27 protein-coding genes and 1 pseudogene are annotated in these 25,510 nt (G+C 69.8%); 13 read left to right on the plus strand and 15 right to left on the minus strand.

Going from position 1 to position 25,510, the window contains the following annotated elements; all coding sequences use genetic code 11:
* Positions 1 to 165: 165 nt before the first annotated feature.
* The 4 genes from ACFWU6_RS15440 to ACFWU6_RS15455 are packed head-to-tail and all read right to left on the minus strand — an operon-like array spanning position 166 to position 3,713.
* Positions 166 to 507 carry a hypothetical protein gene (locus tag ACFWU6_RS15440; protein WP_383981323.1) on the minus strand — a complete coding sequence of 114 codons (342 nt, stop codon included), beginning with the start codon at positions 505 to 507 and terminating at the stop codon, positions 166 to 168.
* The gene (locus tag ACFWU6_RS15445) at positions 504 to 1,925 is read right to left on the minus strand and encodes a hypothetical protein (RefSeq protein WP_383981325.1); all 1,422 of its coding nucleotides are present in this window, start codon (positions 1,923 to 1,925) and stop codon (positions 504 to 506) included. Before ACFWU6_RS15445 ends, ACFWU6_RS15440 begins: the two co-directional genes overlap by 4 nt.
* A 25-nt stretch (positions 1,926 to 1,950) precedes the next feature.
* Positions 1,951 to 3,378, minus strand: a complete 1,428-nt coding sequence (locus tag ACFWU6_RS15450) for a mobilization protein (protein ID WP_383981327.1) — start codon at positions 3,376 to 3,378, stop codon at positions 1,951 to 1,953.
* A complete protein-coding gene (locus tag ACFWU6_RS15455; RefSeq protein WP_383981329.1) occupies positions 3,375 to 3,713 on the minus strand; it encodes a hypothetical protein in 339 nt (112 codons plus the stop codon). Before ACFWU6_RS15455 ends, ACFWU6_RS15450 begins: the two co-directional genes overlap by 4 nt.
* A 724-nt stretch (positions 3,714 to 4,437) precedes the next feature.
* On the opposite strand from ACFWU6_RS15455, the gene ACFWU6_RS15460 reads away from it, so the two are divergent.
* The 6 genes from ACFWU6_RS15460 (at position 4,438) to ACFWU6_RS15485 (ending at position 10,116) form a co-directional block, all read left to right on the plus strand.
* Positions 4,438 to 5,412, plus strand: a complete 975-nt coding sequence (locus tag ACFWU6_RS15460) for a serine/threonine protein kinase (RefSeq protein ID WP_383981331.1) — start codon at positions 4,438 to 4,440, stop codon at positions 5,410 to 5,412.
* A 43-nt stretch (positions 5,413 to 5,455) separates the two neighbouring features.
* Positions 5,456 to 6,034 (plus strand): ABC-three component system middle component 2, encoded by a 579-nt coding sequence (locus ACFWU6_RS15465; protein WP_383981332.1) that lies wholly within the window; start codon positions 5,456 to 5,458, stop codon positions 6,032 to 6,034.
* A gap of 5 nt (positions 6,035 to 6,039) precedes the next feature.
* Entirely contained in the window at positions 6,040 to 8,070 is a 2,031-nt protein-coding gene (locus ACFWU6_RS15470; protein ID WP_383981457.1) for a DNA recombination protein RecN, read from the plus strand.
* Between the two features lie 89 nt (positions 8,071 to 8,159).
* Positions 8,160 to 8,966 carry a hypothetical protein gene (locus ACFWU6_RS15475; protein ID WP_383981334.1) on the plus strand — a complete coding sequence of 269 codons (807 nt, stop codon included), beginning with the start codon at positions 8,160 to 8,162 and terminating at the stop codon, positions 8,964 to 8,966.
* A gap of 120 nt (positions 8,967 to 9,086) precedes the next feature.
* Positions 9,087 to 9,320, plus strand: a complete 234-nt coding sequence (locus ACFWU6_RS15480; protein WP_383981336.1) for a hypothetical protein — start codon at positions 9,087 to 9,089, stop codon at positions 9,318 to 9,320.
* Positions 9,321 to 9,411: 91 nt separating this feature from the next.
* Positions 9,412 to 10,116, plus strand: coding sequence for an HNH endonuclease family protein (locus ACFWU6_RS15485; protein ID WP_383981459.1), 705 nt, complete (start codon positions 9,412 to 9,414; stop codon positions 10,114 to 10,116).
* Positions 10,117 to 10,371: 255 nt separating this feature from the next.
* Here ACFWU6_RS15485 and ACFWU6_RS15490 read toward each other — a convergent pair whose 3' ends face one another.
* Together ACFWU6_RS15490 and ACFWU6_RS15495 are read right to left on the minus strand one after the other, a co-directional pair.
* Positions 10,372 to 10,995 (minus strand): hypothetical protein, encoded by a 624-nt coding sequence (locus ACFWU6_RS15490; protein ID WP_383981337.1) that lies wholly within the window; start codon positions 10,993 to 10,995, stop codon positions 10,372 to 10,374.
* 226 nt (positions 10,996 to 11,221) lie between these two features.
* Positions 11,222 to 12,187, minus strand: coding sequence for a restriction endonuclease (locus ACFWU6_RS15495; RefSeq protein WP_383981339.1), 966 nt, complete (start codon positions 12,185 to 12,187; stop codon positions 11,222 to 11,224).
* Between the two features lie 262 nt (positions 12,188 to 12,449).
* Here ACFWU6_RS15495 and ACFWU6_RS15500 point away from each other — a divergent pair, with 262 nt between their 5' ends.
* Entirely contained in the window at positions 12,450 to 13,784 is a 1,335-nt protein-coding gene (locus tag ACFWU6_RS15500; protein WP_383981341.1) for a hypothetical protein, read from the plus strand.
* A 276-nt stretch (positions 13,785 to 14,060) separates the two neighbouring features.
* On the opposite strand, the gene ACFWU6_RS15505 is transcribed toward ACFWU6_RS15500, so the two are convergent.
* The 3 genes and pseudogenes from ACFWU6_RS15505 to ACFWU6_RS15515 all read right to left on the minus strand — a co-directional run bounded on the left by ACFWU6_RS15505 (position 14,061) and on the right by ACFWU6_RS15515 (position 16,912).
* Positions 14,061 to 14,819 (minus strand): hypothetical protein, encoded by a 759-nt coding sequence (locus ACFWU6_RS15505; protein WP_383981343.1) that lies wholly within the window; start codon positions 14,817 to 14,819, stop codon positions 14,061 to 14,063.
* Positions 14,820 to 14,835: 16 nt separating this feature from the next.
* On the minus strand, positions 14,836 to 15,735 hold the full coding sequence (locus tag ACFWU6_RS15510) for an aldo/keto reductase (protein WP_383981344.1): 900 nt from the start codon (positions 15,733 to 15,735) through the stop codon (positions 14,836 to 14,838).
* Positions 15,732 to 16,912 (minus strand): annotated as a pseudogene (locus ACFWU6_RS15515) (cupin domain-containing protein). The gene ACFWU6_RS15510 and the pseudogene ACFWU6_RS15515 overlap by 4 nt, the downstream one beginning before the upstream one ends.
* 85 nt (positions 16,913 to 16,997) lie before the next feature.
* Here ACFWU6_RS15515 and ACFWU6_RS15520 point away from each other — a divergent pair.
* From ACFWU6_RS15520 to ACFWU6_RS15535, 4 genes are all read left to right on the plus strand, one after another.
* A complete protein-coding gene (locus ACFWU6_RS15520) occupies positions 16,998 to 17,537 on the plus strand; it encodes a winged helix-turn-helix domain-containing protein (RefSeq protein ID WP_383981346.1) in 540 nt (179 codons plus the stop codon).
* Positions 17,462 to 17,833: a transposase gene (locus tag ACFWU6_RS15525; RefSeq protein ID WP_383981348.1), complete on the plus strand. Its 372-nt coding sequence runs from the start codon at positions 17,462 to 17,464 to the stop codon at positions 17,831 to 17,833. Before ACFWU6_RS15520 ends, ACFWU6_RS15525 begins: the two co-directional genes overlap by 76 nt.
* A 187-nt stretch (positions 17,834 to 18,020) precedes the next feature.
* Positions 18,021 to 19,112 (plus strand): IS110 family transposase, encoded by a 1,092-nt coding sequence (locus tag ACFWU6_RS15530; RefSeq protein WP_383981350.1) that lies wholly within the window; start codon positions 18,021 to 18,023, stop codon positions 19,110 to 19,112.
* Entirely contained in the window at positions 19,109 to 19,405 is a 297-nt protein-coding gene (locus tag ACFWU6_RS15535) for a transposase (protein ID WP_383981352.1), read from the plus strand. Before ACFWU6_RS15530 ends, ACFWU6_RS15535 begins: the two co-directional genes overlap by 4 nt.
* 5 nt (positions 19,406 to 19,410) lie before the next feature.
* On the opposite strand, the gene ACFWU6_RS15540 is transcribed toward ACFWU6_RS15535, so the two are convergent.
* The 4 genes from ACFWU6_RS15540 to ACFWU6_RS15555 form a co-directional block, all read right to left on the minus strand.
* The gene (locus tag ACFWU6_RS15540; protein ID WP_383981354.1) at positions 19,411 to 19,551 is read right to left on the minus strand and encodes a hypothetical protein; all 141 of its coding nucleotides are present in this window, start codon (positions 19,549 to 19,551) and stop codon (positions 19,411 to 19,413) included.
* A 253-nt stretch (positions 19,552 to 19,804) separates the two neighbouring features.
* Entirely contained in the window at positions 19,805 to 20,071 is a 267-nt protein-coding gene (locus ACFWU6_RS15545; protein WP_383981356.1) for a hypothetical protein, read from the minus strand.
* Positions 20,072 to 20,076: 5 nt separating this feature from the next.
* Positions 20,077 to 20,706, minus strand: a complete 630-nt coding sequence (locus tag ACFWU6_RS15550; protein ID WP_383981358.1) for a hypothetical protein — start codon at positions 20,704 to 20,706, stop codon at positions 20,077 to 20,079.
* A gap of 79 nt (positions 20,707 to 20,785) precedes the next feature.
* The gene (locus tag ACFWU6_RS15555; protein ID WP_383981360.1) at positions 20,786 to 22,027 is read right to left on the minus strand and encodes a helix-turn-helix domain-containing protein; all 1,242 of its coding nucleotides are present in this window, start codon (positions 22,025 to 22,027) and stop codon (positions 20,786 to 20,788) included.
* 484 nt (positions 22,028 to 22,511) lie between these two features.
* On the opposite strand from ACFWU6_RS15555, the gene ACFWU6_RS15560 reads away from it, so the two are divergent.
* Together ACFWU6_RS15560 and ACFWU6_RS15565 are read left to right on the plus strand one after the other, a co-directional pair.
* A complete protein-coding gene (locus ACFWU6_RS15560) occupies positions 22,512 to 22,751 on the plus strand; it encodes a DUF397 domain-containing protein (protein WP_383981361.1) in 240 nt (79 codons plus the stop codon).
* 173 nt (positions 22,752 to 22,924) lie between these two features.
* Positions 22,925 to 23,803 (plus strand): helix-turn-helix domain-containing protein, encoded by an 879-nt coding sequence (locus ACFWU6_RS15565; RefSeq protein WP_383981363.1) that lies wholly within the window; start codon positions 22,925 to 22,927, stop codon positions 23,801 to 23,803.
* On the opposite strand, the gene ACFWU6_RS15570 is transcribed toward ACFWU6_RS15565, so the two are convergent.
* Both ACFWU6_RS15570 and ACFWU6_RS15575 read right to left on the minus strand, forming a co-directional pair.
* Positions 23,800 to 24,591, minus strand: coding sequence for an SAM-dependent methyltransferase (locus tag ACFWU6_RS15570; RefSeq protein WP_383981365.1), 792 nt, complete (start codon positions 24,589 to 24,591; stop codon positions 23,800 to 23,802). The genes ACFWU6_RS15565 and ACFWU6_RS15570 overlap by 4 nt on opposite strands.
* 244 nt (positions 24,592 to 24,835) lie before the next feature.
* The gene (locus tag ACFWU6_RS15575; RefSeq protein WP_383981367.1) at positions 24,836 to 25,213 is read right to left on the minus strand and encodes a hypothetical protein; all 378 of its coding nucleotides are present in this window, start codon (positions 25,211 to 25,213) and stop codon (positions 24,836 to 24,838) included.
* Positions 25,214 to 25,510 lie beyond the last annotated feature (297 nt).

Raw genomic sequence — 25,510 nt, forward strand, 5'->3', positions numbered from 1 at the left:
GGCGGCGGGCGGCGGGCGGCGGGCGGCGGGCGGCGGGCGGCGGGCGGCGGGCGGCGGCCTAGCCGACGCGGGCACGGGGCACCGCCGCTACGGGGCCGCCCATTCCCGGGTTTGCGTCAGCTCCGCGCAGCGGATGCCCCCGCCGGGGTGCCACTCCCTCACCGGTCAGGCGCCGGGGGCGGTGCCCGCTACGCGGGCGGCGTGCCGCTGGACTTCTTCCGAGGGCGCCACCAGAGGCCCGGCCGCAGGCGGGGCGGACTGCGGCTGGTGGACGGCACCCCGGTACAAGGTGGCGACGCCCGCCGTGCCGGCCGGGACCGACAGGACGAAGTCCGCCTGCGCCATGCCGAGGTGGCCTGCCCGCCAGGCGGCCGCGAACAGCAGGCCGGTCAGGAACAGGCCCTCGACAGCGATCCGGTCCCGATCCGACAGCGTCCAGGCCGCCCGTACCCGCTCCCTCCACACCCGCAAGCCCTGCCGTCCGGGTGCGGGAGCCTTCGCCGTCACCGCTTACGCCCCGCGCTCCTGGCCGGTGCGGCCTGCTGCCGGTGCGCGGGGACGACGGCCTCCGTCGGGGCCGGCTGTGCGGGGGCCGCGGCAGCCGGGGTGGTGGAGCGGGAACGGGCCGCCGCCGGGGAAACCCTCACGCGGGACCCGGGCGCGGCCGGGGCGGAGGGCGGTGTCGTCAGGGAGCGCAGGGTCGCGTCCACGAACCGTCCGGCCGTGGTGGAGGTGGGGCCGTCCTTCCAGCCGGTATCGGCCTGGAGGCGGGTCAGGTGCGCGGCGAGGAGACCGGTGCCGCCCTGGTCGCGGATCTGGTCCATGCGGTGGGCCAGCAGGGGCCACTGGCGGGATCCGACCAGGAGACCCGCCTGCGTCTCGGGGAGGACGTCCTTGACGACGCCGACGATCGCGGCGTGCGCGAGCCGGTTGACGCCGAGCTGCTCCAGCGCCTTCGTGCGGTCGCCGAGGTCCAGGTCCCTGGGCGCGGCCAGGCCCTCGGTCAGCGGGCCCCAGGAGCGCTTCGCGTCCGTACTCGCGGGTGGCGCCCACGGGTCGGCGGCCTCCCGCACCGGTGCAGCAGCGGGGGTGGGGGCGGGCGCGGTGCCCGGAGCCGGGGCTGGAGCGGGTGCGGGTGCAGGTGCGGGTGCGGGTACGCGTCCCGCCGGAGGCGCGCCCCACGGGTCGCCGGAGCTGCCCATGCGCGAGGCCAGCGCGTCCCGGGCCGGCGGCGCTACAGCACCGGGAGCAGCGGGGGCGGGCGCGGGGGCGGCGGTGGGCGCCGGGGTTGCCGGGGTGGCCGGGGCGGGGGCGGGTGCTTTGGCGGCGGCCGCGGTGGTGACGGCGGCGACGGCCTGGTCGACGCCCGCTCCGGCGGCGTGCGCGTCGAGGAGGATGCGGGCGACGTCGATGCCCTTGGCGTCGAGCTGGCCCATCGCGGCCGCGATGTCCGGCCAGGCCGGGGAGGCGAGGATCGCGTCGCGCACCAGGCCCTCGGGCATCGTCGCCTTGAGGAGGTTTGCCCACTGGTCGGTGCCCTCCGCCTTCGTCCGGGCCGCGTTGGCCACGACGGCCTGGTGGACTGCGGCGGTCATGCGGCCCATCTGCGGCAGGAACGTGCCGAGGTCGACGCCGGCCTGCTGGAGGCCGACGAGCTGGCGGGCCATCACCGGCCAGTCCGCGCCCTGCATCAGCTCGGCCAGGATGTCGTCACCGATGACGCCGCGCAGCTGGTCGGCCGACCAGCCCGGGGCCATCTTCTCCGCGTCCTCGCTGAGTTCCTCCTCCTTGCCCGTGATCCGTTTCTGGGTGGCGCGGCGGACCGCGTCGGTGATGGTCATCATCAGCCGGTAGGCCATCGCGGCCGTCTGCGCGGCCTCCCCGAGCGCTTCGGAGAACGGCTCGGGCTGGGGCGGGTACGTCATCGGCAAGAGCTCCCTCGGTCAGGGGTCAGCGCGTACGGGACGGGCCCGGCCGTCCGGGATCCGGGCGCGGCCGGACCGGTACACCGGTAACGGGTGTGGTGGTCGGCAGGCCACGGCCCGGCGTACGCACCACCCGACCGGTACGCGGCTTGATGCCCGGAGGCGGGGCGCCGGTCAGGCCGGCTGCCTCCCGCAGCAGGACGGCCGCCTCGGATGCGGCCTTCGCCTGCGCGCGGAAGGCCTGCGCCCGGTGCCACGCGGCGGCGGCCTCCACCGCCTCCACGAGCGCGAGGAGCAGCGTGAGGACGACCGCGGCGCCGCCCCCGCGTGCGGCGCGGGGGGCCCGCTCCAAGGCCCGGGTCGAGGCGCGCCATCCGGCACGGGCGCGGCCCTCCAGGTTGCGGGCGCCGGGGGCGCGGGCGGCTTGCTCGAAGGCGTCGGCCGCTGCCTGGACGCGGATCCGGACGTGGGCCGGGGAGTGGGCGGCGGCGACGGCCAGGAGGCCACCGAGGGCGGCGACATCCCCGGCGCCTTCGTCCTGCCCGGCGCGGCCCAGGAGTACGGATGCTTCACGGATCCGGTGTTCGGCCAGCGCCCAGTCGGCCTCGGTGACGAGCGGGGTGAAGCGTTCGCGGACACGGGGCAGGGACAGGTCGTAGGCGAGCGTCGATCCGGCGAACCAGACGGGCCGGCTGCCGCCGTCGGCCCGGTCCCCGGGCAGCGCGACCGAGTACCCGACGAGGGCGCCGTCGTCGCCCAGGCGTTCGCGCACGCGCAGCCCGGCGTCGCGGAGCCGGTCGAGGAAGTCGGTGTCGCCGTGGGCGAGGGCGGCGGCCTGGCGGACGGTGCGCTGCAGGGACTCCCGGGCGGTCTCCGTCAGGCCGCGGCGGGCGGCCTTCTCGGCCTCGCCGGTGACGGGGCGGCGGCGCGCGGTGCGGTCCAGGGGCGACATCGGGGTGAGGCCCCAGCGGGCTTCGAAGACGCGGGCGGCGGTGTGCATGTTGAGGATGTCGCCGCGTACGCGGGGGTGCCGGCCGTCCTGGCGGGCGAGGGTCGCCAGGATGTGGATGTGGTCGTCCGCGTGCCGTACGGCGATCCACCGGCAGGCCTGCTCATCACCGTGCTCGGCCATGCCCGCGGCGTGCACCATGGCGGCGGCGACCTCGCTCCATTCCGCGTCCGACAGCACGCGGTCGTCGGCGTGATTGCGGACCGAGATGTGCCACACGTGCTCGATCGGCTTCGGTCCGCGCAGTGCTTCGACGGGGGCGTCCAGGAGGAGCGCCAGGTCGGCGAGCGTCATACGGGCCGGGGTACGGGCGGGGCACGGCAGGTCCGGGTTGCAGGCGGCGACGAGGTGGGGGTCGACGTGCTCGTCGCGCTCGCCCGGACCGAAGAGGTAGTCCAGGAGGTCGATCGTCGTCGAACCCGTCTCCGCCTTCTTCGGCATCACGACCGTGGGCGCCTCTCCCGCATCACCTGGACCGTCGCCGCGTCGAGGCGGGCCACCGCCTTCAGCGTCTCCTCCACCACGGTCGCGGCCGACTCCGGAAGGTCGGCCACCGGCGGGCCGGCGGCGGCCACGGCGCGGAGCGCGGCGACGATCTCCCGCAGGTGGACCCGGGCCTGGATCAGCTCCCGCAGTACGTCCCCGGCGTCCCGGGAGACCGGCACCAGCACGTGCTGTGCGACCGCCATCACCTGGCGCCCCGCCCAGGCCGCCGACGCCATCCCCTCGCGTTCCGCAGCGGTGCGCACGACGGCCAGTTCGGTGTCGCTGAAGGACACGTAGAAGCGCTTCTTCCGTGGTTCACCAGCCTGGCGTTCACGACGCCGCCCACCCGTATTCCCGTCCGCGCCGACTGCCACCCAAGGCCCCTCACAATTCCGTGCCAGCCGCTACCGGCTTTCCGGCGTCCCGGGGGCTTACTGCCCCCATTACGTACTAACTGGCTGCCAATTTCTAATGCCTGAAAAATGGTGCAGGACCGTGCGCCCGCGAGCCGGGAAACCAGGCGCGCCGACACCGGGCATCACCCCCACCAACGACCCCACACCCCACCCCGACACCCCCACCGCCGCCACCACGCCACCCGCCGCCGCGCCGCCGCTGCACGCCACACCACCACCACGCCGCCGCACCCCCACACCACCACCCCAACCCCCACCCCACCAACCCACAAAGAAGCGACGACCACCCCCGTCTGAAGCTCCGCCACCACCGTTCCTTCCTGCCGCACGCAACTTTGGCGCCTTACCACTTCACGATCACGGCGGGGTGGTGCGGGAGAGCGCGAGAGGGCGGCAGCCCTCTCGCCAAGACGACCCGCAGGTCTGGACCGTGGCCCGCAGGTTCCGCGCGATTGCCGTGCTGCGCGGCAATCCCAATTGAGATGCTGGTGCGTTCCTCTTCTTGATCAGATGAGTGACCGTTGGATAGGCTCCGCCGATACGGTGTGTGACGCACGGGGAACATCCTGTGTGCGGTTCAACGGCGCATGGGGGGTGGGCTGTGCCTGACTCGATAGCCGTGCCGACGGGTGTCCAGCCGATCAGCTTCGACGTGCACGCTGTTCGCGGGGGAAGCCCCGGCGGGGCCCGCGACGATTTCGAAACGATGATCGTTCAGCTGGCCGGCGCGACGACCCCGGGCGTACGGTCCATAGCTGCGAACCCGGGCGACTGGGGTATCGACGCCTTCGCCGGAAACCTCGGCGGAGCGATCACGGTGTGGCAGTCCAAGTACTTCATGCCGGTCACCACCAAGAAGCACATGCAGCAGGTCAAAGACTCGCTCGAAAACGTGCTGAAGGCGGCCGTCAAGAACGGCCACACCATCGCCAGCTGGATCGTGTGCATCCCCTCCAGCATGGACGGCCCCATGACGGCGTGGTGGGACACGTGGACGAAGGCGAAGGAGAAGGAACACAGCCTCGTCATCCAGCTCTGGGACGAGACCGCCCTGCGCAAGAAGCTGCTCAGCCCTGAGGGCGACGACGTGCGTCGCGGCTTCTACGAGACCTACGCTCAGGCAGCCCCCGCCGCCGTGGAGCAGCTTCGGCTGGTTCTCGAAGTCGAGGACGACAAGGCGGCCGCGCTTGGGTCCGCCTTGTTCATTCGGCAGATGACCGAGGCCGGCCACGTGGAGCTGGACTCTGCCAAGAGGCAGTTCTTCAATGCCGATCTGGTGGCCCGGGAGATCGCGCATAAGGATGTTCCGGCGGAGGTGGCGGCGCTCAGTTCCGCCGATGCGACGCTCCACGGTCTCTGGGAGATGCAGTTCAACGAGTGCGCGGCCGAGGGCACGATCGCGACTCTGCACCCCCGTGTCTGGCGGGATGTGCGCAACGAGCACGACAAACTACCGAAGTCGCTCCGCCTGGAGCTGGTGCATAGCTGGGGGCTGGTGCACCGGCTGGTGGATAACCGCAAGGCGGGCTGGGTCAAGCACTGGCGGCAGGTCGCCGCCGAGTACTCCGACGGCTGACCGCTGCCGTCGCCTGTCCTGTCAGACCTATGAGGAGTTCGCTGTGGAAGCACACCGGCCGGTGATGATGCCGGAGGACGAGGTCACCTTCCGGCTGGCGCAGCTGCTGTTGCTTCTCGACGCCGTCGCCGGGCAGGACGCGAAGGGAGCGAGCCTGGAGCGCATCGGCTACTACGACTTCCTGTCGGCGAATCCCTTTCTCGTCGTCGATTCCGACGGCCGCGACGGGAACGTGCTCAGGCTGGCCGGGTTCGATCCGCAGGTGCTCTCCTACGCTTCCTCCTCGCAGCGTTTCACCAGTCGACGCGAGCGCATCCAGCACGACCTAGCGCTGCTCGTGGCTTACGGATGCTGCGAGGTCCACAACCGCAACGGCGCCTTCGCCTACTCGATCAGCGACCGCGGCCGGGAGCTCGGGGAGCGCTTCACAGCCACCTACGCCGCGTCGTTCACCACTGCGGCATCCATCGTTGTACGTCGCCTTCGCAAGCTGACCGACAAGGCGCTGCGGGAGCAGACCGCACGGTGGCTACGGCCGGACGGAGAGGGCGGGCCCGGTGCCGCGCTCCTCAGCGTGCTGGGCGCGGGCCCGCAGGCACCTGACATGCCCTGGGAGGGGTGACCACGATGCAGCCTCTGCCTGGCATCCGGATCCGGCGCCTGCGCCTTGCAGGCGTCAGCCGGAACTACGAAGTCGACTTCACGCGGGACCAGCGGGTGCGGGACCTGTCCGTGGTCGCCGGGGCGTTCAGCTCGGGCAAGACCGCGGTGTTGGAGTTCATCGCCTACGGCCTCGGAGGGAAGCGCCATCCACGGCATCCAGAGGTGCTGCGGAAGGTCCGTTCCTGCCTTCTGGAAGTCGAGCTGTCCGGCGAACCCCACGTCATCGAGCGGCCCGTCGGGGAGCCGTCGAAGGTCGCCTACGTGCGCCGGGGAACGCTGGACAGCCCGCCGCTGTCCAAGCCGGAGAGCAGGCTCATCGATCCGGCGGGATCGCCCGAGAGCCTCTCCGCTCTCCTGCTGGGGCACTGCAAGCTCGAAGGCGTCCAGCTGCGGGAGGCCCCCTCCAGCCGCGAGTCCCGGACCGACCCCCTGAGCTTCCGTGACCTCATGAACCTCGCGTTCCTGCCCAACGAGCGCATCGCCTCCAAGAACTTCCTGTTCGAGAACGAGTACATGAAGAAGCACAAGCTGAAGCAGGTGGTCGACGTCGTCTTCGGCGTTCACGACGACCGTGCCGTCGAGCTTGGGCAACGCATCAAGGAACTGGGTGCCCGGCTCACCCAGGCACGCTCCGAACTCGCCTCAGCACGGGCGTTCGTCGACGAGCAGGACGTTCCCGCAGTCGGCTCGCTGGTCGCTGAGCAGTACGAAGGCGAGCTGCGGGAGCTGACCGAGGAGCTAAGGGTCCTTGATGAGGCTGCGCACGCTGGTACCACCTTCGCCGGGCGTCTGCGCCGCGATCACCAGCAAGCGGCCCAGCTCGCCCGGCGAGCCGCCGGCGTCGTGCGGGACTGCGAAACGCAACTCGCCCGCATGATGCCGCTGCGGGCGCAATACGCGGATGACCTGGTCAAGCTCAACATGCTGGCCGAAGCGCAGCTCCTGTTCGACCCCCTGAGCGTCATGACCTGCCCCGCGTGCCTGAACCGGCTGCCCGCTCCCCCGTCGGTGGAGAACGGCTCGTGCAGTCTGTGCAGCCACGAGCTGCCCCACGGCGACGGGCACCTGACGCTCGGCACCGCCGACGCCCAGCAGGTGTCGGATGAACGGCAGCTGGATGTCGCAGCCGAGATCAGGGCCACCAAAGCCCGATTGAAGGAGATCACTGCCTACGTTGAGGGCCTGGACGCTTCGCTCGCCGCGCTGAAGCTCCGGGCGGAAGATGCAGCCATCGACGAAGAACGGGCCGCGGCAGCGGTGGACGAAGCCACGTCGCCCTCCGTCACCCCGTTCCTCGCCGCTCGCGACCACCTCCAGCGCCGGCGTGAGGAAGTCCTCCGTAATCTCCAGCACGCCGAGAACGCGACGAAGCTTCAGGCGGGCCTGGAGAAGCGAGCTGCCCTGGTGAAGCGGCAGGAGGCGCAGATCGAGCGTCTGCGGGAGGAACTCGATCGGTTGGGGGATGCCGCGCAGGACCGGGACCTGGTCGTCGGCCGTATCAGCGGTCGGTACAGCGAGCTGCTGCGGCAGTGGCGCTACCCGAAACTCAGCCAGCCGATGATCGACACGAACCTGGTTCCGTACGTGCGCGGCGACTCCTACCGCGAGGCATCATCCGGTGCCCGGACGCTCCTGGCCCTGGCCTGGCAGCTGGCCGTCTTCGAGGTGGCCGTCGAAACGTCGGCCGCCCACCCCGGCTTCCTCATGATCGACAGCCCGCAGAAGAACCTCGGCCACAGCGGCACCCGGGACGCGGTGATCGCGGACGCGATCGCCATCGACGACTTCTACCGGCATCTGACCGACTGGCTGGCCGAAGAGGGGGCCGGTGCCCAGCTGATCATCGTCGACAACAGCCCGCCCACGCTCGTGGAAGACAACGTCGTCGTGCGATACAGCCGCAACGAGGATCAGCCCCCCTACGGGCTGATCGACGACGAAACCACCGTAGGAGAAGACGGCCACCCACAACCGCCGCACACCGACCAGCCCTAACGCCCCTTCGCCGAGTTGGCGAGACCTGCCAGGCCTCCAACTTGAAGGTCAGGCAGCGGTGTGTCACAGCCATCTGGCAGGGTTCGGCTATGGATGCCTCAGACGTCAATCTGCCGGTCGACCTGGATACAGGGCACTTGAATCAGCTTCGGAACCTGCCTGATCCGTCCGAGGCGGTTCGTCTGCCCCCGGAAGTCCTGGAATCGGTTCAAGCATCAGCACGGGCAGTTACGGATGCCGCCAGGGTGCAGATACACCTGCCTGCGATGGTGGCAGCCATGTCTCCCGTGCTTACGGCCCTCGCAAGCACCAGGTCCGCGCTCAACAACAACATCGACTGGACGGCCGCGTCACCAGCACTCACAGCCCTCGCAGACGTCACGTCCACACTCCACGACAACATCGACTGGGCGGCCGCCTCACCAGCACTCACAGCCCTCGCAGACGTCACGTCGACAATCCACGACCTGTCATGGCTGCAAGGCAGCCTGTCTTCGATCCTGGCTGTCACTGAACGGCGGGACTGGTTCACCCAGCAGGTGCAGACGCTCTACACCAGCGACTGGATGGATGAACTCATCCGTGAACCTCCGACCGAACCGCCGGCGAACGTGCCGACGGAGACGGCGGCGGAACTGGAGGCATCAGCCGCCGCGTTCCAGGAACAGGTCCAGTACCTACCGCTGGCGGAGCAGCAGAGGTTGTTCCTGGCTTTCATGGGCGCCGTCGGGATCTCGTTGTGTCTCATGCTGGCCGTCGTGGTTCAGGACAACGACACCGCGAAGGACGTTCTGGCGTCCGTGGGAGACATCGCCGGTGTTGCCTCGACAGTCGTTGCTCTTTCGCTCGCCGCCTGGGCTAGCCGTACCCAGCAGGGCGACAACAACGACAGCTGACCCCCTGATCTGCCCGCACGTCGTGTCCCGGCAACGCAGCGGGCGCCCTTCGGCGGCACTCGATGGGGTGGAGCTTCCTCGTGTGCGAAACCGGCCGACCGGGATAAGGGTTCCCCGGTCATGAGCGACGAGAGCGTGATCATCATCGAGATCCGGGGACACGAGAAGGCCGCGCTCGAAGCGGCCCACCGGATCTCCACCCTGTTCCTGTCCAGCGGACCGTGCCGGCTCCGGCGAACCCCGGGCGAGGACGAGGTGCAGGTTCTCGTCCACGCGGACATCAGCCGGGGTGCCGGTGAGGGAGGCTACCTCGACCCTGATGAGACGGCGGGCGCAGGGGCGTTTCTGCGGTGAATCCGGCCGCCCGCACGAGTGAGTTGTCCGCCGAGGGCCTGTCGGGGCGGGGGTCGGGGCCGCTAGACCCGCCCGTGTGATCAAGAACCTGATGCTGCGCGGTCTGCCCGCGCTCGCCCTCTGCACCCTCCCCCTCCTCGCGGCTCCGGCCGCGCACTCCGCTCCCGCCCCCGCGGTGGCGTCGGCGGCCGCCGGTGTGGCTGGCCCAGCCGGGGTACGGGCTCCGTTGCCGCTGTTCGAGGCGATCGACCGGCTCCCTGTGGCCGTCGAGCATCGCGAGGGCTACAAGCGGGACCTGTACAAGCACTGGAACCGCGGGCTCAACAGCGGGGACGGCTGCGACACCCGCAAGGAGGTCATCCTCGCCGAAGCCGTCGAGGGACCCGCGGTCGCGGCCGGCTGCAAGCTGACCGGCGGATCCTGGCGCTCCGCCTACGACAACCTCCTGGTGACGGACGCGGCCCGGCTCGATGTCGACCACTTCGTTCCGCTCGCCGAGGTCTACGACTCCGAGCAGACGCCATGGCCGGCGGCACGGAGGGAGGCGTACGCGAACGACCAGGGCTCCCCGGACACACTGATCGCGGTGTCCGCCGCCTCCAACCGGAGCAAGAGCGACAAGGATCCGGCCGAATGGCTGCCCTCGGACGGCTCCTACCACTGCACGTACGCGGCGACCTGGGTCGGCACGAAGCTGCGTTGGGACTTGGCCGTCGACGAGTCCGAGCGGCAGGCTCTTCTCGGGCTGGCCGAGGACTGCCCGACGACCACCGTCGTGTACGAACCCGCGCTCTGATCCCCGCCTGACCGGAGCTCGAAGGCTGCGCCCTCCGGAGCTCCGGTCCGACGGGATCAGTCCGGCATGGCGGTCGGCATAGCGACCGCCATGTGACCCCAGGGATCGGTAGCGGTGCCAAGACGTCGGCCAGCTTTTCGCTCCCCTGCCTACGGTCGGGCGGGCCGTGCGACGGACGTCGGTCCCGTCGGCGGACATACCGAGGCCGGAGACTCCGGACAGCCGCATTGGTCCACGAGGGGCCGAGCCCTTGGGTTATTCCTCGGTGTTGTGGCGGCTCCGCGCGATGCGTTCTTGGAGCCAATGGTAAGCAGAGCGATCACGCACTGGATCCGAAACCTTGCTCAGGAAGGACTCGTACATGCCAATCTGCTCGCTCGGCACACGGAGTTCGTACTCATGGGCCGCGGTGAAGTGCACCCATCCGTGAGCCCGGGCAACGTTGAGGCCCTCCTCCACAGTCCGGATGGCCAGACCGGTCGCAGCTACAAGGTCGTTGAGAGTGCACTGCACGCCGCACGGGTCGATGTACTTGCCGGTACCGAGCCGATCGAGAAGCACGTAGAGACAGGCCTTCACGTACTCGGGAAGGTGGTCACCTTCTTCGAATAGGTGCCTGAGGTACCAGCCCCGCTCGTCGGCGAGGGCCTCGGGCCGGTGAGCCCACTCGCGCATCTTCGCGATCCTTGCCTCACGTTCGAGGTCCGCGCTGTCCATGGTGCGGGCAGCCTCGCGATAGGTCAGGCCAGTGTGGTGTGCGTGAGCGCGGATTCGCTGCTTCTTCGCGTTCGAGCCACTCTTCGTCATGTGCTTCTCCAGACGGCCACGCTCCGCCCAGGTCAGCCGCGTGGGCAGTGTCCGGGCAATGGGTTTGCGCACGGGCCCATCCCGGTGTGATCCGGAGGAGCCTTGGCCGAACTGGGTATCGGGCAGCGTGGAGTGCCCTAGACGGCGGCGGGCGGCGTTCGTGTCATGCCGCCCGCGCATCATAAAGCCGCCACAGTCGTCAAGCTACTTACACGCCCAAGCGCCGTGGTGTGAAGCGCGGTCAGGCCGGCTTTGTGGTCGGTTCGTCAGTGAGCGTGACGGTCTCCGCGGCCCTCGTTCAGAAGTCAGCTCCCAACAGCGCCAAAGGGAGCCGCTCGATGGTTGCTTGCCGGGCCTTCTCCCGAACCCAGTTGGCGATGTCCGCTTCCCGTTCGAGCAGGAGGGCGACTTCCCGGAGTTCACCCAGCATCACAACGCGATGGGTCAAGAAGTCCCTGCAGGCCGCAACTGCTGGCTTCGTAAAACCTGAAGCGGAGATGAACAGGCCACGTGCCTCAGCTCGACTCATGATGCGAACAAGCTGGCGGCTCATCGGTTCGATGTCTACGGGCTTGCCCCACCACTTCACTTCCACGATGTACTGCTTGCCGTCGATCTCAATCACGCCGTCGATCTGCTCATGGGTCACGCCCTCCTCGTCCCTGATCGCGAACGCGTCTCGGATCGAGACCCCGTCGGTCGCGAACAGGTCGTTCAGGAGTACTTCGAGTCCGGCACCTCGGGCGTACGGGTCTTCCTCCTTGAACAGGGCAGCGAGCCGATTCCTTAGGTTGCTGAACCGATCGCGGCGGGCCGCGGCCTTCTGTCTTTCGGCCTGCTGGGTCGCCAAGCGGTCCTGGCGCTCTGTGTCGCGCTCGTGCTGCATCCTCGTGAAGGAGTCCTTGGTGTTCACCACCCTGCGGATTTGCGCTACCAGGCCTTCCGCCTTCAGCTGGTCTTCGGGCCAGCAGGATGAGAAGTTCTCGAACTCCGTCACGCGCTTCAGGAGGGCCCGGCGAACCCCAAGTGCGGTGTCACCTTGCTCGTTGAGGTGGCCCAGTACCGATCGAACGATCTTGAACTTGTTGACCCTAGCTGGCTCACTCGCCAGCAGTGCCTGGTGCGGTGCCAGCAGCTGCTCGCTAACACCTGCTCCTCGGAGGAAGGTGATCACGCCTTCCTTGCTCCGAATGAGGCGTGGCACGGTTTCGATCATGAGTTCCAGCAGCTCCGGCGGCCAGTGGTAGGCGTCGTCATGCCTCATTCAGCACCCCCTGCAGTCTCTACGTCTGCTCGTCGCCCCGAGCGCCGACACCCAGAGGCCACGGCTGAGGGCAATTCTCTGCGTTCGCCCAGCCTGAGGCGGCGTTTTCCCCCAACTGATCGTCCTGTGCACCACAGGCCGGCGTCAGATTCACGTACGCAGAAGCCTCGTCGTGTCGTACTGCCGCCACGCTGGCCGGGGCGGTCGGGGTCAGGTGCCCGGGCTTCCGGAAAAGGTCCGCGTCCGTAGTTGTGGGTCCTTCATGATGATGGCCATGCACCCTCGCGATAAGGACACGTGGCACGCGATCGACCAGGGGCTTCGGACGATCGACTGGGAGGCGTGGTTTGGCTGCCCGGAGGGCGCCGACTACCTCACCCCCGCAGGTCACGAGGTGACCGCCCGCGCTGTCGCTGGTCTCACCGCGTTCTTCGACAGCCGCTGGCTCCCCAAAGCCGTGACCCCCTCCCCCGCACTGAACCGGGCCAGCGACACCTTCGTCGGTCTGGGTCGAGCGTCCCCTGTTCTCCAGCTGCTCAACGGAGCGGAGCGCGGAGCATGGGTGGAGGCGGTGCGGTGGTGGGCGGCGTACGCCTACCTGGAGAGTGTGGGGGTGTCAGGCCTTGCCTCGGTCAAGCGAGATGCCCGCCGCGACGTCACTCTGTCTCGGTTTCTTCACACTCAGACGCAGGCTCGGCTCGCCCTGATGGGAATGGCTCGCGGGCTCCCGGTCGAGCTGGAGCCGGCGAAGGCCCGCGGAGGGCCCGGTGACGTTCGCATCGGCCCGGTCTTCATCGAGGTCGTCACCTTCGCCGAGGACCAAAAGTTTCAGGACTACGAAAGGTTCCGCCAGACCTGCCGAATGCACCTCATCACCGTGGAGGGGGACCGCGACATCTATTGGGAAGGGGACTTTCCCGAACTTCTCAACAGCCACGACTTCGAGATATGGAAGAGGCGAACGGAGGAGGCCGCCCGGCTGTGCGCGGACTCGGGGTCGGCCGTCGAGGTCCTGAGCGGTGCCGGCAGGCGGCTGACGGTCAACACGGGAGCGGCTCCCCCCGGCACCACCTTGACCGGGGAGGTCGTGGAGAGCGACCAGGGAAAGCGACTCCTGGACAAGGTGCGGGGCAAGTGCGCGAAGACGGCTGGAGCGGGCACCGCGTGGATCTGGGTTGAAGACCACAGTGGTCTGTTCCATTTTCCAATGCCTTTCGCCGACATGTCCCTGGCGGCGAAGACCGACGCGCTCGCCGACCTGTTCGGTCCGCTCCTGGGCGAGTACGTCCACGTCGCCGGGATCATCGTCTCGAACGCAGCCCGCCGCCGCCTGCCTCTGCCGATGAACGAGGACGCACTCCGCCCGACCGCGCAGGGTTTTCAGCGGGGACTGCCCCTCGACCGGGTCCGCGAGACCATCGTGATCCCCCGAAGGATTCTTCTGCCAGAACAGACGAGCTTGATTGCGCGGATGTGCGATGCCGAAGCTGCTTCGCTCGACTGGGCCCTGGCACGGCTCGGTGTACCTGGTGGTGTGAAGTCACTGCTGACCGAGTCGCCGAAGCCCCGCCGGGCATCCCTGCTGTGGACGCCGTGAGCCAACCTCAGCAGCAGGAGGTGGGCAGCCGGTTGGCGTCTGCCTAGCGCCCCTAGCTTCCAAATCATGAGCGTTTTCGATGAGCCCCGCCGTGTCCGTATAGCCGCCCGTCCAGATCAGACGGCCCTCATCAAGGTAGACGGGCAGGACTTGACCTGGTGTCCACGTGCAGCCTGACTACGTCGCCAAGGGCGGGAGGCTCGGGCTGCACGCGGCGTATCTCTCAGCGGTGGGGTGGGACGGGTGGTCTGCGGCCGGTGAGGGCTTCGGCTCGGCTCATGAGGGCTTCGGCGATGTCGGTGTATTCGCCGCGGGCGACGGACTGGAGCAGTTCGCAGAGCGCGGCGAGTTCCCCGATCCGTCCGGCCGGAGTGTTGAGGACGTCGGCGAACTCGTCCCGTACGCGGGCTGCGACCGCGGGGACGCGGAGGCTGTAGCTGCGTGAAGGAGGCCTGCGTCGAAGCCGACCGGCACGCTCCCCCACCGTTCCCAGTCCATCACCGTGAGCGGGTCGCCGGTGAGGTTGGCCCAGTGGAGGTCGCCGTGCCCAGTCGCCCGCTCGATGTGGTCCGGGGCGTCGATGCCGAGGAAGAGCGGGAAGGAGCGGCGCATCCACAGCGTGCGGACGGTCTCCCGCTCCGTCGCCACCCCGGCCAGTACTTCCAGGGCCTGGTGCAGCTCGTCCCACCACCCGTCGGTCAGGTCTGGGTCGGTGAGGAGTTCGGGGGTGTTCTGAGAGATGACGGGCTGGAGGATGTAGGAGATCAGGTCGGCGTCGTAGGTCCAGCCGTCCTTGGTCCAGCGGACCGTGGCATGCAGGCGAGGGCGCGGTACGGCGTCCGGGAGGTTCTCGGCACCGGTGATGCCCTCGTGCGGTAGGCGCGTGCTGGCCCGGTCGTCGGGGGTGGCTTCGACGCGGAGCCAGTGGTCGGTGCCGGCGCGGGAGCTGATGGTGCGGCCGTTACAGCCCCACGCATACGGCGGGCTGGTCGCGGTGGAGAGGCGGTTGGCCGCTTCGGCGTGCGCGGACTCCATCCGTTCTTGGGTGGCGTCATGGGGGGGCGAGTACATCGAGCACCTTCCTGAGTTCCGTGTCGGTCAGCGGGTCGTCCAGGGCCGATACGGCGGTGTCCCAGTGGTCGCGTGTGCTGGCCGAGACCAGTAGGACGTCCAGGCTCGGGCAGGAGCCGGCGGCTAGAAGGCACGCGGTAGCCGGGTGTGCGCCGGGCCGGATCAACTCAACCAGTTCGGGCGTGATCAGGTCCAGGAGTTCCCCGCCGTGCAGGGGAGCGGAGGCGAAGGTGAGCAGGCCGGCGGAGCGGGCCTGGATGAGTGGGCCGCGGCTGTCGAGTGCGCGGGTGATCGGCTGGGCCATGACCAGACTGACCGGCTGCTGGACGGCGGCTAGGTGGTGGCCGGGGCCGCCTGCTTCGCGGGCAAGGGTGAGGAGTTCGGGGACGGTGAAGGCGTCCTCGGTGAACCCGGACCAGGTGGAGATCCCATATCCGCCGATCAGGCCGGAGCCGACCAGGTCTTCGAGGACCTCGAAGGCGGCGCGGAGTTCCGCGTGCAGGCGGTCGCGGTCGCCGTGGCCGGTGGTCTCGGGGTTGTGGACGAAGACGATGTCGGCGCGGCCGAGGGCGGCGGCGGAGCGGCGGGTCTGCCAGTCGATGAAGTCCGGGGCGAGGCTGTGCCGGGCATCGGCCTGCTCGGTGCGCAGTACCCCGGCCTCGGCGGCCGCGTGGCCTTGGGCGCGGGTGTAGAAGCCGGTCTTCGTCGCCACCCTCACCGCCGGGAACGCGTCGAGCACCGGGCGGAGCTCGGCGTGGACGGTGCCTGCGCCGTAGTTGGGGGCGGTGTCGATCCAGCCGGTCCCGCCCTCGCACGCGGTCCGCGCCGCGGTGCCAGCGGCGTGGACGCGGTGGGTGCCGAGGGCGGCTTCGGCCGTCACCGGTCGGCCCCGGTGACGGCGGCGGCCTGGCCCTGGACGAGGACGGTGAGCACTGCGGCGACGTCGGCGACGGGCAGGCCTGCCTGTTGTGTGAGTTCGCCGAGCGTGGCCGGCTGCCCGGTCGTCAGCCGCGTGAGAAGGGGGCCCGCCGGGGCGGCGAAGTCCCACGCGGTCCCGGCCGCCGCGAGCGTCCACTCCCCCGTGTCGGGGTTCTGGTCGAGTCGGGCGCGAGGGCAGGTCAGCCGGACGGTCAGGTCGGGGTCGGCGGGGACCTGGCCCAGGTGGGGCAGGGAGGTGTACGGGCGGCCGTGGTGGGTGGCGTCGAGGGAGCGGGTCCACCGGTCGGTGACCGCCGGGTCGTCCAGTACGGCGGCCATCGCCTCGCGGAGCGCGGCGACGTACGCGGTCTGGGCGGCCGCGGTGTCGAAACGGGGCACGTCGGTGCGGAAGCGGATGTCGTCCCGGAGCTGGTCGACGACCCAGGTCATGAAGTCGGCGCCGGTCTGGGTGGTGAGGCCGAAGGTCAGGTGGAGGGACGGGGCGCCCTGGTCGGCGGTGACAACGTGCCACCAGCCGCGGGGCAGGTAGAGGGTGTCCCCCTGGTTGAGAACGATGTCGGCGAGCGGCTCCCCGTCCGGGACCTGCGGGGTGTCGGTGTCGCGCCAGGTAGGGGCCTGTCGGGTGGGGCCATAGATCCGCCACCGCTTCGCGCCCTCGACCTGGCAGACCACGACGTCGTGGTCGTCCCAGTGGGTGCCGAAGCCCTCGGTCGCGGTCCACGACGCGTACGCGTTCACCTGGACCGGGGTACGCAGAAATCGCTCCAGGCCCTCGTGATGGGCGGGTGGAGTTCGTCGATCGAGTCGACGACGAGGGAGGCGCCCTCGCGGATGCGCGCGTGGAGTTCGGCGGGCTGGATGCGGTGCCACACCGTGGACCGGCGGGTGGTGACAGGGACCGCGTAGCGGTGCAGCGGAACCATCTCGCCGCCCTGCGAGAGCCGCAACCGCGGCGGCTCCAGCCGGTGCGTGGCGATCACATGGTTGAGGGTGGACCAGGACACAAGTCCTGCGAAGTCGTCGGGCTTGCCCCGGACGACAAGGTAGGAGCGGAAATACGACTGGGCGAGGAAGAGGTCCCCGCCCAGCCGCTCCGCCCACGAAGGGGCGTCGAACATCAGAAGGTCAGCTCCTGCCGTTACTGAGCTTTGCGGGTTGTCGTCGGGGAGTGACGGTTCATGATCCCTGCGGTATGCCGGTGGTATGCGTTATCCGGAGGGTGGGGGCCTGACCGCTGAGCGTCGGGCGTTTCGTGAGGGGATCCGGCTTCAGGCCGGCGGGCGGTTCGCGGCGGGTGAGAAGACCGCGGTGATCGCGAAGGACTTGCGGGTGAGTGTGCGGTCGGTGGAGCGCTGGCGTCGTGCCTGGCGCGAGGGCGGCATGGAGGCCTTGCGCTCCGCGGGCCCGGCGAACTCCCCGACCATCACCGATGCCCAGTTCGCCGCGCTGGAGGAAGAACTCAGCAAGGGCCCCTCAGCGCAGGGGTTCGACGATGAGCGGTGGACGCTTGCCCGGGTCCAGACGGTGATCCGCCGTCGGCTGCAAGTGACTCTCTCGGTGCCGACGGCGTGGCGGCTGCTGAAACGGCACGGCTGGTCCTGGCAGGCACCCGCCCGCAGAGCACTCGAACGCGACGAACATGCGGTCGAGCTCTGGAAGAAGGAGGTGTGGCCCCAGGTAAAAGCCTCGCGGCGGCGTGTGGGGGCTGGATCGTCTTCGAGGACGAGGCCGGATTCTCCATGACGCCGCCCCGCGCCCGCACCTGGGGCCGGCGCGGACACACCCCCGTCATCCGGGTGAGAGGCAGGTCTCGACGCCGGACCTCGGTCGCGGCTCTGTGCTGCTACAAACCCGGCGAGCCCAGCCGTCTCATCCACCGCCCCCGCAACCATCTCCTGCTACAGGGCGCCCGCAAGAGCTTCTCCTGGCAGGACTACCGCGACCTCCTGGTCCGCGCGCACATCCAGCTCGGCGGCCCGATCGTGGTGGTCTGGGACAACTGTGAGACTCATGGGGCGTCGTCCGGGGCCAGGGTCTGACCCGTGGGACAACTGGCCCAGGCTGCCTTGTTCAGGATCTGTCGGCCCGTGGTCCCGGGCGGTGCTTGCTGCCGCCGGACCGGCGGGCGTGTCCCGATAGGGGCCTTGCCGCACAAGGCACCATCACAGTTCTGACCGCCCACCCGGCCCGGCGTCGGCCATCAGCCCCAGCCGATGAAGGAGCCGCGTGACCATCACCAGCATGCCCCAGCCGACTCTGCCCGCACAGCCAGAAGAACCGCTGGCAGAGGACGTGATCCTGGGGGTGGACACCCACAAGGACGTACACGTCGCCGCAGTGATCACCGTGCTCGGAGCACTCCTGGCCCACCAGCAGTTCCCGACCACCGCCACCGGATACCGCCAACTGCTGGCCTGGGCACGCTCTTTCGGTGCCCTGCGCCGAGCCGGTGTGGAGTGCACCGGATCCTACGGAGCGGCCCTGGCACGCTTCCTGAGCCGGGAGAACGTCCAGGTCATCGAGGTCAATCAGCCCGACCGCGCCCTGCGCCGCAAGCGCGGCAAGACCGATGCCGTCGATGCGGAGGCCGCCGCCCGCGCGGTCCTGTCCGGACGCGCTGACGTCACACCCAAGACCGGCGAGGGCCCGGCGGCCGACATGCGCGTGCTGCGACTGGCAAAGGAATCGGCCGTCAAGGCCCGCACGCAGGCAAAGAACCAGCTCAAGGCCGTGCTGCTCGGTGTCGATCCCGCGCTGCGTGAGGCACTGTCCAAGCTCAGCAACACGGCCCTGATCGCCAGGTGCGCCGACCTTCCCGACGCCGGCGACGCTGCCGTCTTCACGCTCCGGCTGCTGGCCCGGCGCATCCAGCAGCTCACCGCCGAGGTGAAGGAACTCACCCGCCGGGTCAGCAAAGCCGTCCATCGCTGCCATCCGCAGCTCCTGGACATCATCGGCGTCGGGCCCGACAGTGCCGCTGCCCTGCTGATCGCCGCCGGCGACAACCCAGAACGGCTGGCCAGCGAGGCATCATTCGCAGCTCTGTGCGGCGTCAGCCCTGTCGAGCAGTCTTCCGGAAAGACCCAGCGCCGGAGGCTCAACCGCGGGGGCAACCGGCAGGCCAACGCTGCCCTCTACCGCATCGTCGTGACACGCATCCGCCGTGATGCCCGCACCCGTCTCTACCTCGAACGACGCACGAAACAGGGCATGTCGAAACGCGAGATCATCCGCTGCCTCAAACGCTACGTCGCTCGCGAGATCTACCGTCAGATCCAGCCGCCGTCGGCCCTTGCTGCCTCGTCATCTGCACCTTGACGCAACATAGGGGCATCCTCAACACCCACCTGGCCGCCGGACTGAAGCGGTACGAGGCCGAGCACGAGTGGCTCACCACCATCCGGCTGCCGCCCTATGCACCCGATCTCAATCCCGTCGAGGCCATCTGGTCGCTCGTGCGCAGGGCGATGGCCAACTCCGCCTTCGACACCCTCGACGACCTCGACCGCAAACTCCGCCGTGAGTTACGCAGAATCCAACTCCGACCCCACCTCATCGACGGCTGCCTCACCGCCACCGACCTGGCAATCAACCCACCGACCCCACCCTGAAATCCTCAGTAGTCGTTGCCGTCCGAGCGGCCGGTGCCGCCTCCGTCGCCCTCGTGCTCGGCGCGGGTGCGGGCGGCGTTGATCCGCCGGGATGCGAGGAGCAGGCCGCTCCCCGGCTTCGGGTCGGGCGTGGGGCTGTGGGGCATGGTGGGTTCCTCCTGCTGCCGTGAGGCGGGCCGGTTGCCTGCCTCGGGTGTGCGTCGGACAAAGCCCGGCGCGGTTCCGCCCGGAAGGGCGGACGTGGTGACCGCCGCCGCGAGCGGGTCGCGGGGCGGAAGTTCGGGTGGGCCGGGCCGGTGCTCCCGAAGGGGGGTGGGGCACCGGCCCGGCAGAGCCGCAGCAGTCCTGAGCGGCCGGTGGCTGCTGCGGTGGATCAGTCCGCCCGGCTCGGGCGGGGGCTCACGGGACGGACCGCTCGGCCGGTGGGACCAGGGCGCAGCCTCTTATGGCAAGGCGGCGCTCGGAGCGGTCCGCGAGGCGCACCCACAGGTAGGCGTTGTCCGCGTCGACGCCGTTCCAGCCGCTGCCGACCTGGACGACTTCCCCCTCGTAGATGGCGGGGGTGCGGTAGTCGCCTGGGGGAAGGGATTCGGGTCCGCGCACCACGTCGCCCACCTGGTACGGCGCGGACACCGCGCCGGGGCGGCGTCCGGTTCGGCCGGCCACCGCGGTCATCCCTGTGCGCGGGCGGCGAGGGTGAGCTTGAGCACCTGCGCCAGGTGTGGGCGTACGGCGCGGGCGGGCGGGAGGGGGAGTTCGTCGTCCGGTGCCGTGTCCCAGCGGATGCCGTACGAAGGTGGCATTGCCACCCAGTCCTGCGGTCCGGAGCGGACGTCGACCTGGGGGCAGTCGGCGAGGAGGGTGCCGGTGCCGGCTTCCACTAGCAGGGTCGCCGTGGTGTGCCCGGCGGTCAGGCAGGGGATGTGCAGGCTCGTCGCGTCGGCGCGGAGCATGACGCCCATGCCGATGGCGTGGCCGACGACCAGGGCGTCGAAGTGCGTGCACGGGACGATGATTCCGGCGCCGGGTGCGGCCTCGAACGCCGCGGTGAGGTCACCGCTCTCCAGCGGCTTCACGGCGTCCCCGATGAGGTGGGCTCCGGGGGTGACGCAGGGCGTCGCAGTGGGGCTGTCCTTGCAGGTGCAGCCGGAGCCGGTGCGCTGGCGGTGGCCGATCGCGACGGGCCAGCCGAGCCGGTGATAGGCGGCGGCGCTCTCGATGGTGTCGCGGCCGTGCAGGACGTGCAGGGTGTCGCCCATGTCGCCCCCCGTGCCCGGTTGGGAACCGTAGGTAATGGTCACGGCACGAGGGTCCCGCCGAAGGCGAAGGGCGACCCACAGCATTTCTGTAGGCCGCCCAACTGGCATATGCGCACCCGTTTCAGGACACAAGTTCCATCCCGCGCACCAGCCCCGACAGGGCGGCGGCCTGCGACGGGACGCCCCGGCGGACCATGTCGCCGACCAGCTCACGGGCCATCGGGTGGGCGTGCACGTAGTGCGGGGCGCGCTGCGCCGCCGCCCGCAGGGTGACCACGGCGTCGCCGGAGCGGCCCATGCGGTGCATGGCCCGTGCCTCGTCGATCCGGTAGTGGGTGATGCGCTCCCGGCTCGGCATCGCCGCCACGTCGACGTCGTCGACGAACGACAACCCGGTGTCGGGGGCGTCGACTTCGACGCCGGCCTCGGTCGTGTGCACCAGGACGTTCGCCCGGGAGAACACGGTCTGCCACCGCAGATCGTGATGGCCTTCCGGAAGCCGGTCGGAGACCTCCACCGCGCGGGTGGCCTGGCTCCAGGCGCCGTCGGCGTCGCCGGCGCGGGCGCATGCGACGACCTGACGCAGCACCAGCGCGCCTTCGAGCACGAGGGCGTCGGTGTCTCCCGTCGCCGAGTTCGGCTCCAGATCGCGCAGGGCGGCGTCGGCGACCGCCTGCGTCTCGCGGGCCGAGCCCTGGTGGAGCAGGGCGCCGCACCGGTCCCACGCGACGGCGGCCTTCACGATCGGGTCGTCCAGTTGGGTCGCGGCCCCGGCCGCGACTTCCGCCGCCACCCACGCCAGATCGGGCAGGCCGGTCTGGTTGAGGGTCTGGCGGGCGTTGCGGGCGGCGTCGACCAGGAGGCGCAGGGCTTCGTCCCACTCGGCGGTGCCGCGCTCGTGCATCAGGATCGTGGTGTTGAGGTCCTCGAGCAGGGCGGGCAGGAGTCCGGCGACCGCGGGAAGGTTCGCGCCCTGGCGGTGCCGGTTGGTGGCGGCGGCCTGGTCCCGGACTCGCTGGACGTCGGCTGCCGGCGCGGACGGTACGAGACCGGGGTGGCCGGAGAGGATCAGCGAGGAGCGGCGAAGTGCCGCGCGGAGCGCGGGCACGTGCGGGACGGCGGAGCCCTGTTCGCGGCGCAGGCGGTAGGGCTGTCCGAGGAGCCAGACGACATCGACTTCGCAGACCGTGGCCACGGCCGTGATCAGGGAGTAGCGGTCCAGGGGGAGGCGGCCGGCCTCGACGTCCTCGGCCCAGCGTTCCGAGCGGCCCACCAGACCGGCCATCTCCGCCTGCGTCAGGCCTGCCGCGATCCGGGCCACACGCACGCGCGCCCCGATGCCGGTGTCAGGGGAATGGGTCATGAGCGGCACCTCTCCGGTCTGGACTCCTCACCCGGACGGTACTCCCCACAGTCGACCTGCGGACACGCCAACTACCCAACATGGGCGCCCAACTTCTACGCCTCGGTCCTCTGGGGAGGCGTGGTCGGCGGACAGGCACACGCTGGTGAACAGCGCCGGTCAGTCCGGTCCCCAGGGCGGTCGCGGCGGATGAGCGGATCTGACGGCAGAACGGCTCTCCCGGGCGGGCAGAACTCCGGGTGTCTGGTTTCTCGGCCATTCTCAGCCGCTCCGCGCCCTCGGGCCAGAGACGGATTTGGAGGATTTAGTGACCGGAAAGAACGCTCTTCCGAGGGACGGCGGCCGGGCCCGGAAGGCGGCTAGGCTCGTCGCTGCCCGCCGGCTGGTGAAACTTTCACGGCGATGCCAGGGAACACCGTCAGCTCCTGCCCAGCAGGCTGGGCAATGGGAAGTCTCTGCTGGTCAACAGCGATCTGGAGGTTTCATGACCAACCACTACGACAACGGGATCAACGCCACGGATTTTGAGGGTGTCGTCTGGAGGAAAGCGCGCGCGAGCGACGCGTACAACAACTGCGTTGAAATTGCACGAGTGGCAGAAGATGCCGTTGCGTTACGAAACTCCCGGTTCCCTGAAGGGCCCGCACTTGTGTTCACACGGGCGGAGATCGACGCGTTCCTCGCGGGTGCACGGGGCGGGGAGTTCGATGGCATGACCGTCTGAAAATGCTTGGCCCCGGGTTGCGTCCGTACGCGCCGGACTCCAGGATCACGGCTGGCACGGGTTCGCAATGTGACCGGGGAGAGAATGTGGCCGCTCGGCCGAGGCCGTTTGAAGTCGTGGGCGGAAGCGAGCCGGTCCGGGCGCCGGAGCCGGCCTCTTCTGTCCCGCCCATCGTGCGGCGCCTGCTGGGCGCCGCACTGGTGCGGCACCGGACCGCCTACGGGCTGACCGGCGACGATGTGGTGCGCGCTGGGGCCGTCTCATCGCCAGCGAAGCTGAGTCGCATCGAGAACGGTGCCTCGAACGTCAGGTTCAGCGAAGACGACATCAGGCGCATGCTGGACCTCTACGAGGTGCCCCGTGAGGGTGAGGAGTACCGCAGCGTGATGATGCGGGCCCAGCTCGTCCTGGACACCGAGCGGCCGTGGTGGTGGCGTCACAAGGGCGTGGTGGCCGCTGCCTTCAGCGATCTCCTGCACGTTGAGGGCCGCGCCAGCGAGATCCAGACCTACGAGGGCAACTACGTTCCCGGCCTGCTCCAGACCACCGCCTACATGAACGCCGTGTTCGAGGTTCCCAAGCTGGACGAAGCCGGCAACCGCACCGAGCTGGAACAGCGCAGGGACGTGAGGAAGCAGCGCCAGCAGTTGCTTGAGCGCACCGATCCGCCGGAGTTCACGGCCCTGATTGATGAGGCCCTGCTGCGTCGGCCGTTCGGCGGTCCGGCCGTCATGCGCGAACAGCTGCGGTATCTGTTCAGCCTCTGTGAGAACCGGGACCGGGTGCACATTCGGGTGTTCCCGACGTCGGCGTGGGGCATTTGCCCGCCCCTGACCACCGCGATGACGCTGCTCAAGCTCCCGGAGGCGGAGGGGCCCTCCGAAATGCTCTACGTGGAGGCGGCGAACGTCACCGCGGTGTGGGTGGAGGAACGTCTGCGCCTGGAGGAGCACCGGGCGTCCCTGCACGGGGTGCTCCAGCACGCGCTCGGCAAGGCGGACACACTCCGTTTCCTCCAGGCCCGGATCGACGACCTCGTGGACCAGAGCTAGCGGACCCGCGCGACGCCGCCGAATTCGATCCATTCCCGGGTCTGCTGCCGGGGGAAGATGTCTGTATCCGGCCGCCACGTGGACACTTCCACCGGCCGTGGGTGCTCGACGAGTTCGAGGCCGTCGAACAGCGAGCGGACCTCTTCCGTGCTGCGCACCCGCCCCCAAGTGCCACCGGTGATCTCCCGCATGAACGAGGTGACCTCCTCGCGCAGGGCGGCGTCGTCGCTGGCGAGCTGGGAGATGACCATGTAGCTCCCGGCCGGAAGGCGGCGCGCGACGTTCTTGACCAGGCCCCAAGGGTCGTCTTCGTCCGGGATGCAGTGCAGGACGGACACGAACAGCGCCGCGACCGGCTGGTCGTCCTCCACCAGCCGGCGGACCTCCGGGGCGGCGAAGATGCCGTCGGTGTCGCGGAAGTCGGCCCCTATGACCCAGGTATTCCGCAGGTCTTCTTCGAGCATCACCCGCCCGTGGGCGATGACAAGGGGATCGTTGTCGATGTAGACGACCCGCGCCTGCGGATGCGTCTGCCGGGCGACCTCGTGGACGTTGGGCCGGGTGGGCAGCCCGGACCCGTGGTCCAGGAAGCGGAAGACTCCCGCTTCACGGGCGAGGTAGCGCACAGCCCTCACCAGAAAGGCGCGGTTGATCCGCGCGAGTTCCCGTGTCGAGGGAGCCATCTTCAGCAGCTCGGCACAGGCGGCACGGTCGGAGGGATAATTGTCCGTGCCATCGATTAAATAGTCGTACATGCGTGCGACGCTGGGTTTGCTGACATCGATCATGGAATAGGTCGGCCCCCAGGATGGTGCCGGACCACGCAGGCGGCGGCTCCGGCCTCGACGGTAGGCACGCCATGTTAAGAGCCCGGCAGGGAAGGTGACCAGGCCCCCTCCCCTGCCGGGGTGACGCACGGGGGCGCAAACCAGCCGGGTCTTCCGCGTCCCGCATCCCTGGCGCGCGCTCCTTCAAGCCGGTCGCCTGTCGGGTTATCCGAATGCGCCGCACGCATGCGCCGGGCAATTCCCTTCAGGTTCCGGGAGCGTGCCGTGCGGCGCGGAAAAGTACGTCGAACTCGCGCACCGGCAGGCCCATCGCTTCGGCGGCCTCTCGCCCGGACAGACCCAGGTGCTCGCCGAGGATCACCGCGTCCGCCCGCCGGGCCGACTCTCCCCGGACCGGCCGGCGTCCGCCGGCCCGGGCGTTGACCAGTTCGGTGAGCAGCTGCCAGGAGATCGCGGCGGGGGCGGCGCAGGTCAGCGCCGACGCCCACAGCGGCGCGAGCTCGTCCAGCGCCGCGGCAGCCGTCTCCGCACCGGCACGGGCACTGCCGAGCCGCAGGGCCGCGTAGCGGGCATAGACGGCGTGGTGGGTGACGCAGAACGCTTCGTAGGCGAGGGCGATCACGCCACCACGTGTGGGGTGTGGCCCCTCCGAGGGTGGCAGCCCGGCGGAGGTGTGCGGGCGGGAGGCGTGAGCGGGAAAGGTGTCGGGCATCAGAACCTCGGCCGGTCGTGATCGGCGGGATGCGGACATGACGGTGCGCGGGAGTTGTCCGGTTCTCGACGCACTGCCGCACGTCCGTGGTTGAGGACGAGGGGCGTTGTCGATGGGCGCCTGCAGCGGCGGCGGACGGCGATCCGTCGGGCACGCTGAGTCCGGAGCCCGCCTGACGGCGGCGCCGTCCCCTCACCAGGGCGACGC

It is taken from the genome of Streptomyces sp. NPDC058674 (genome assembly GCF_042716505.1).
Classification (GTDB): Bacteria; Actinomycetota; Actinomycetes; order Streptomycetales; family Streptomycetaceae; genus Streptomyces.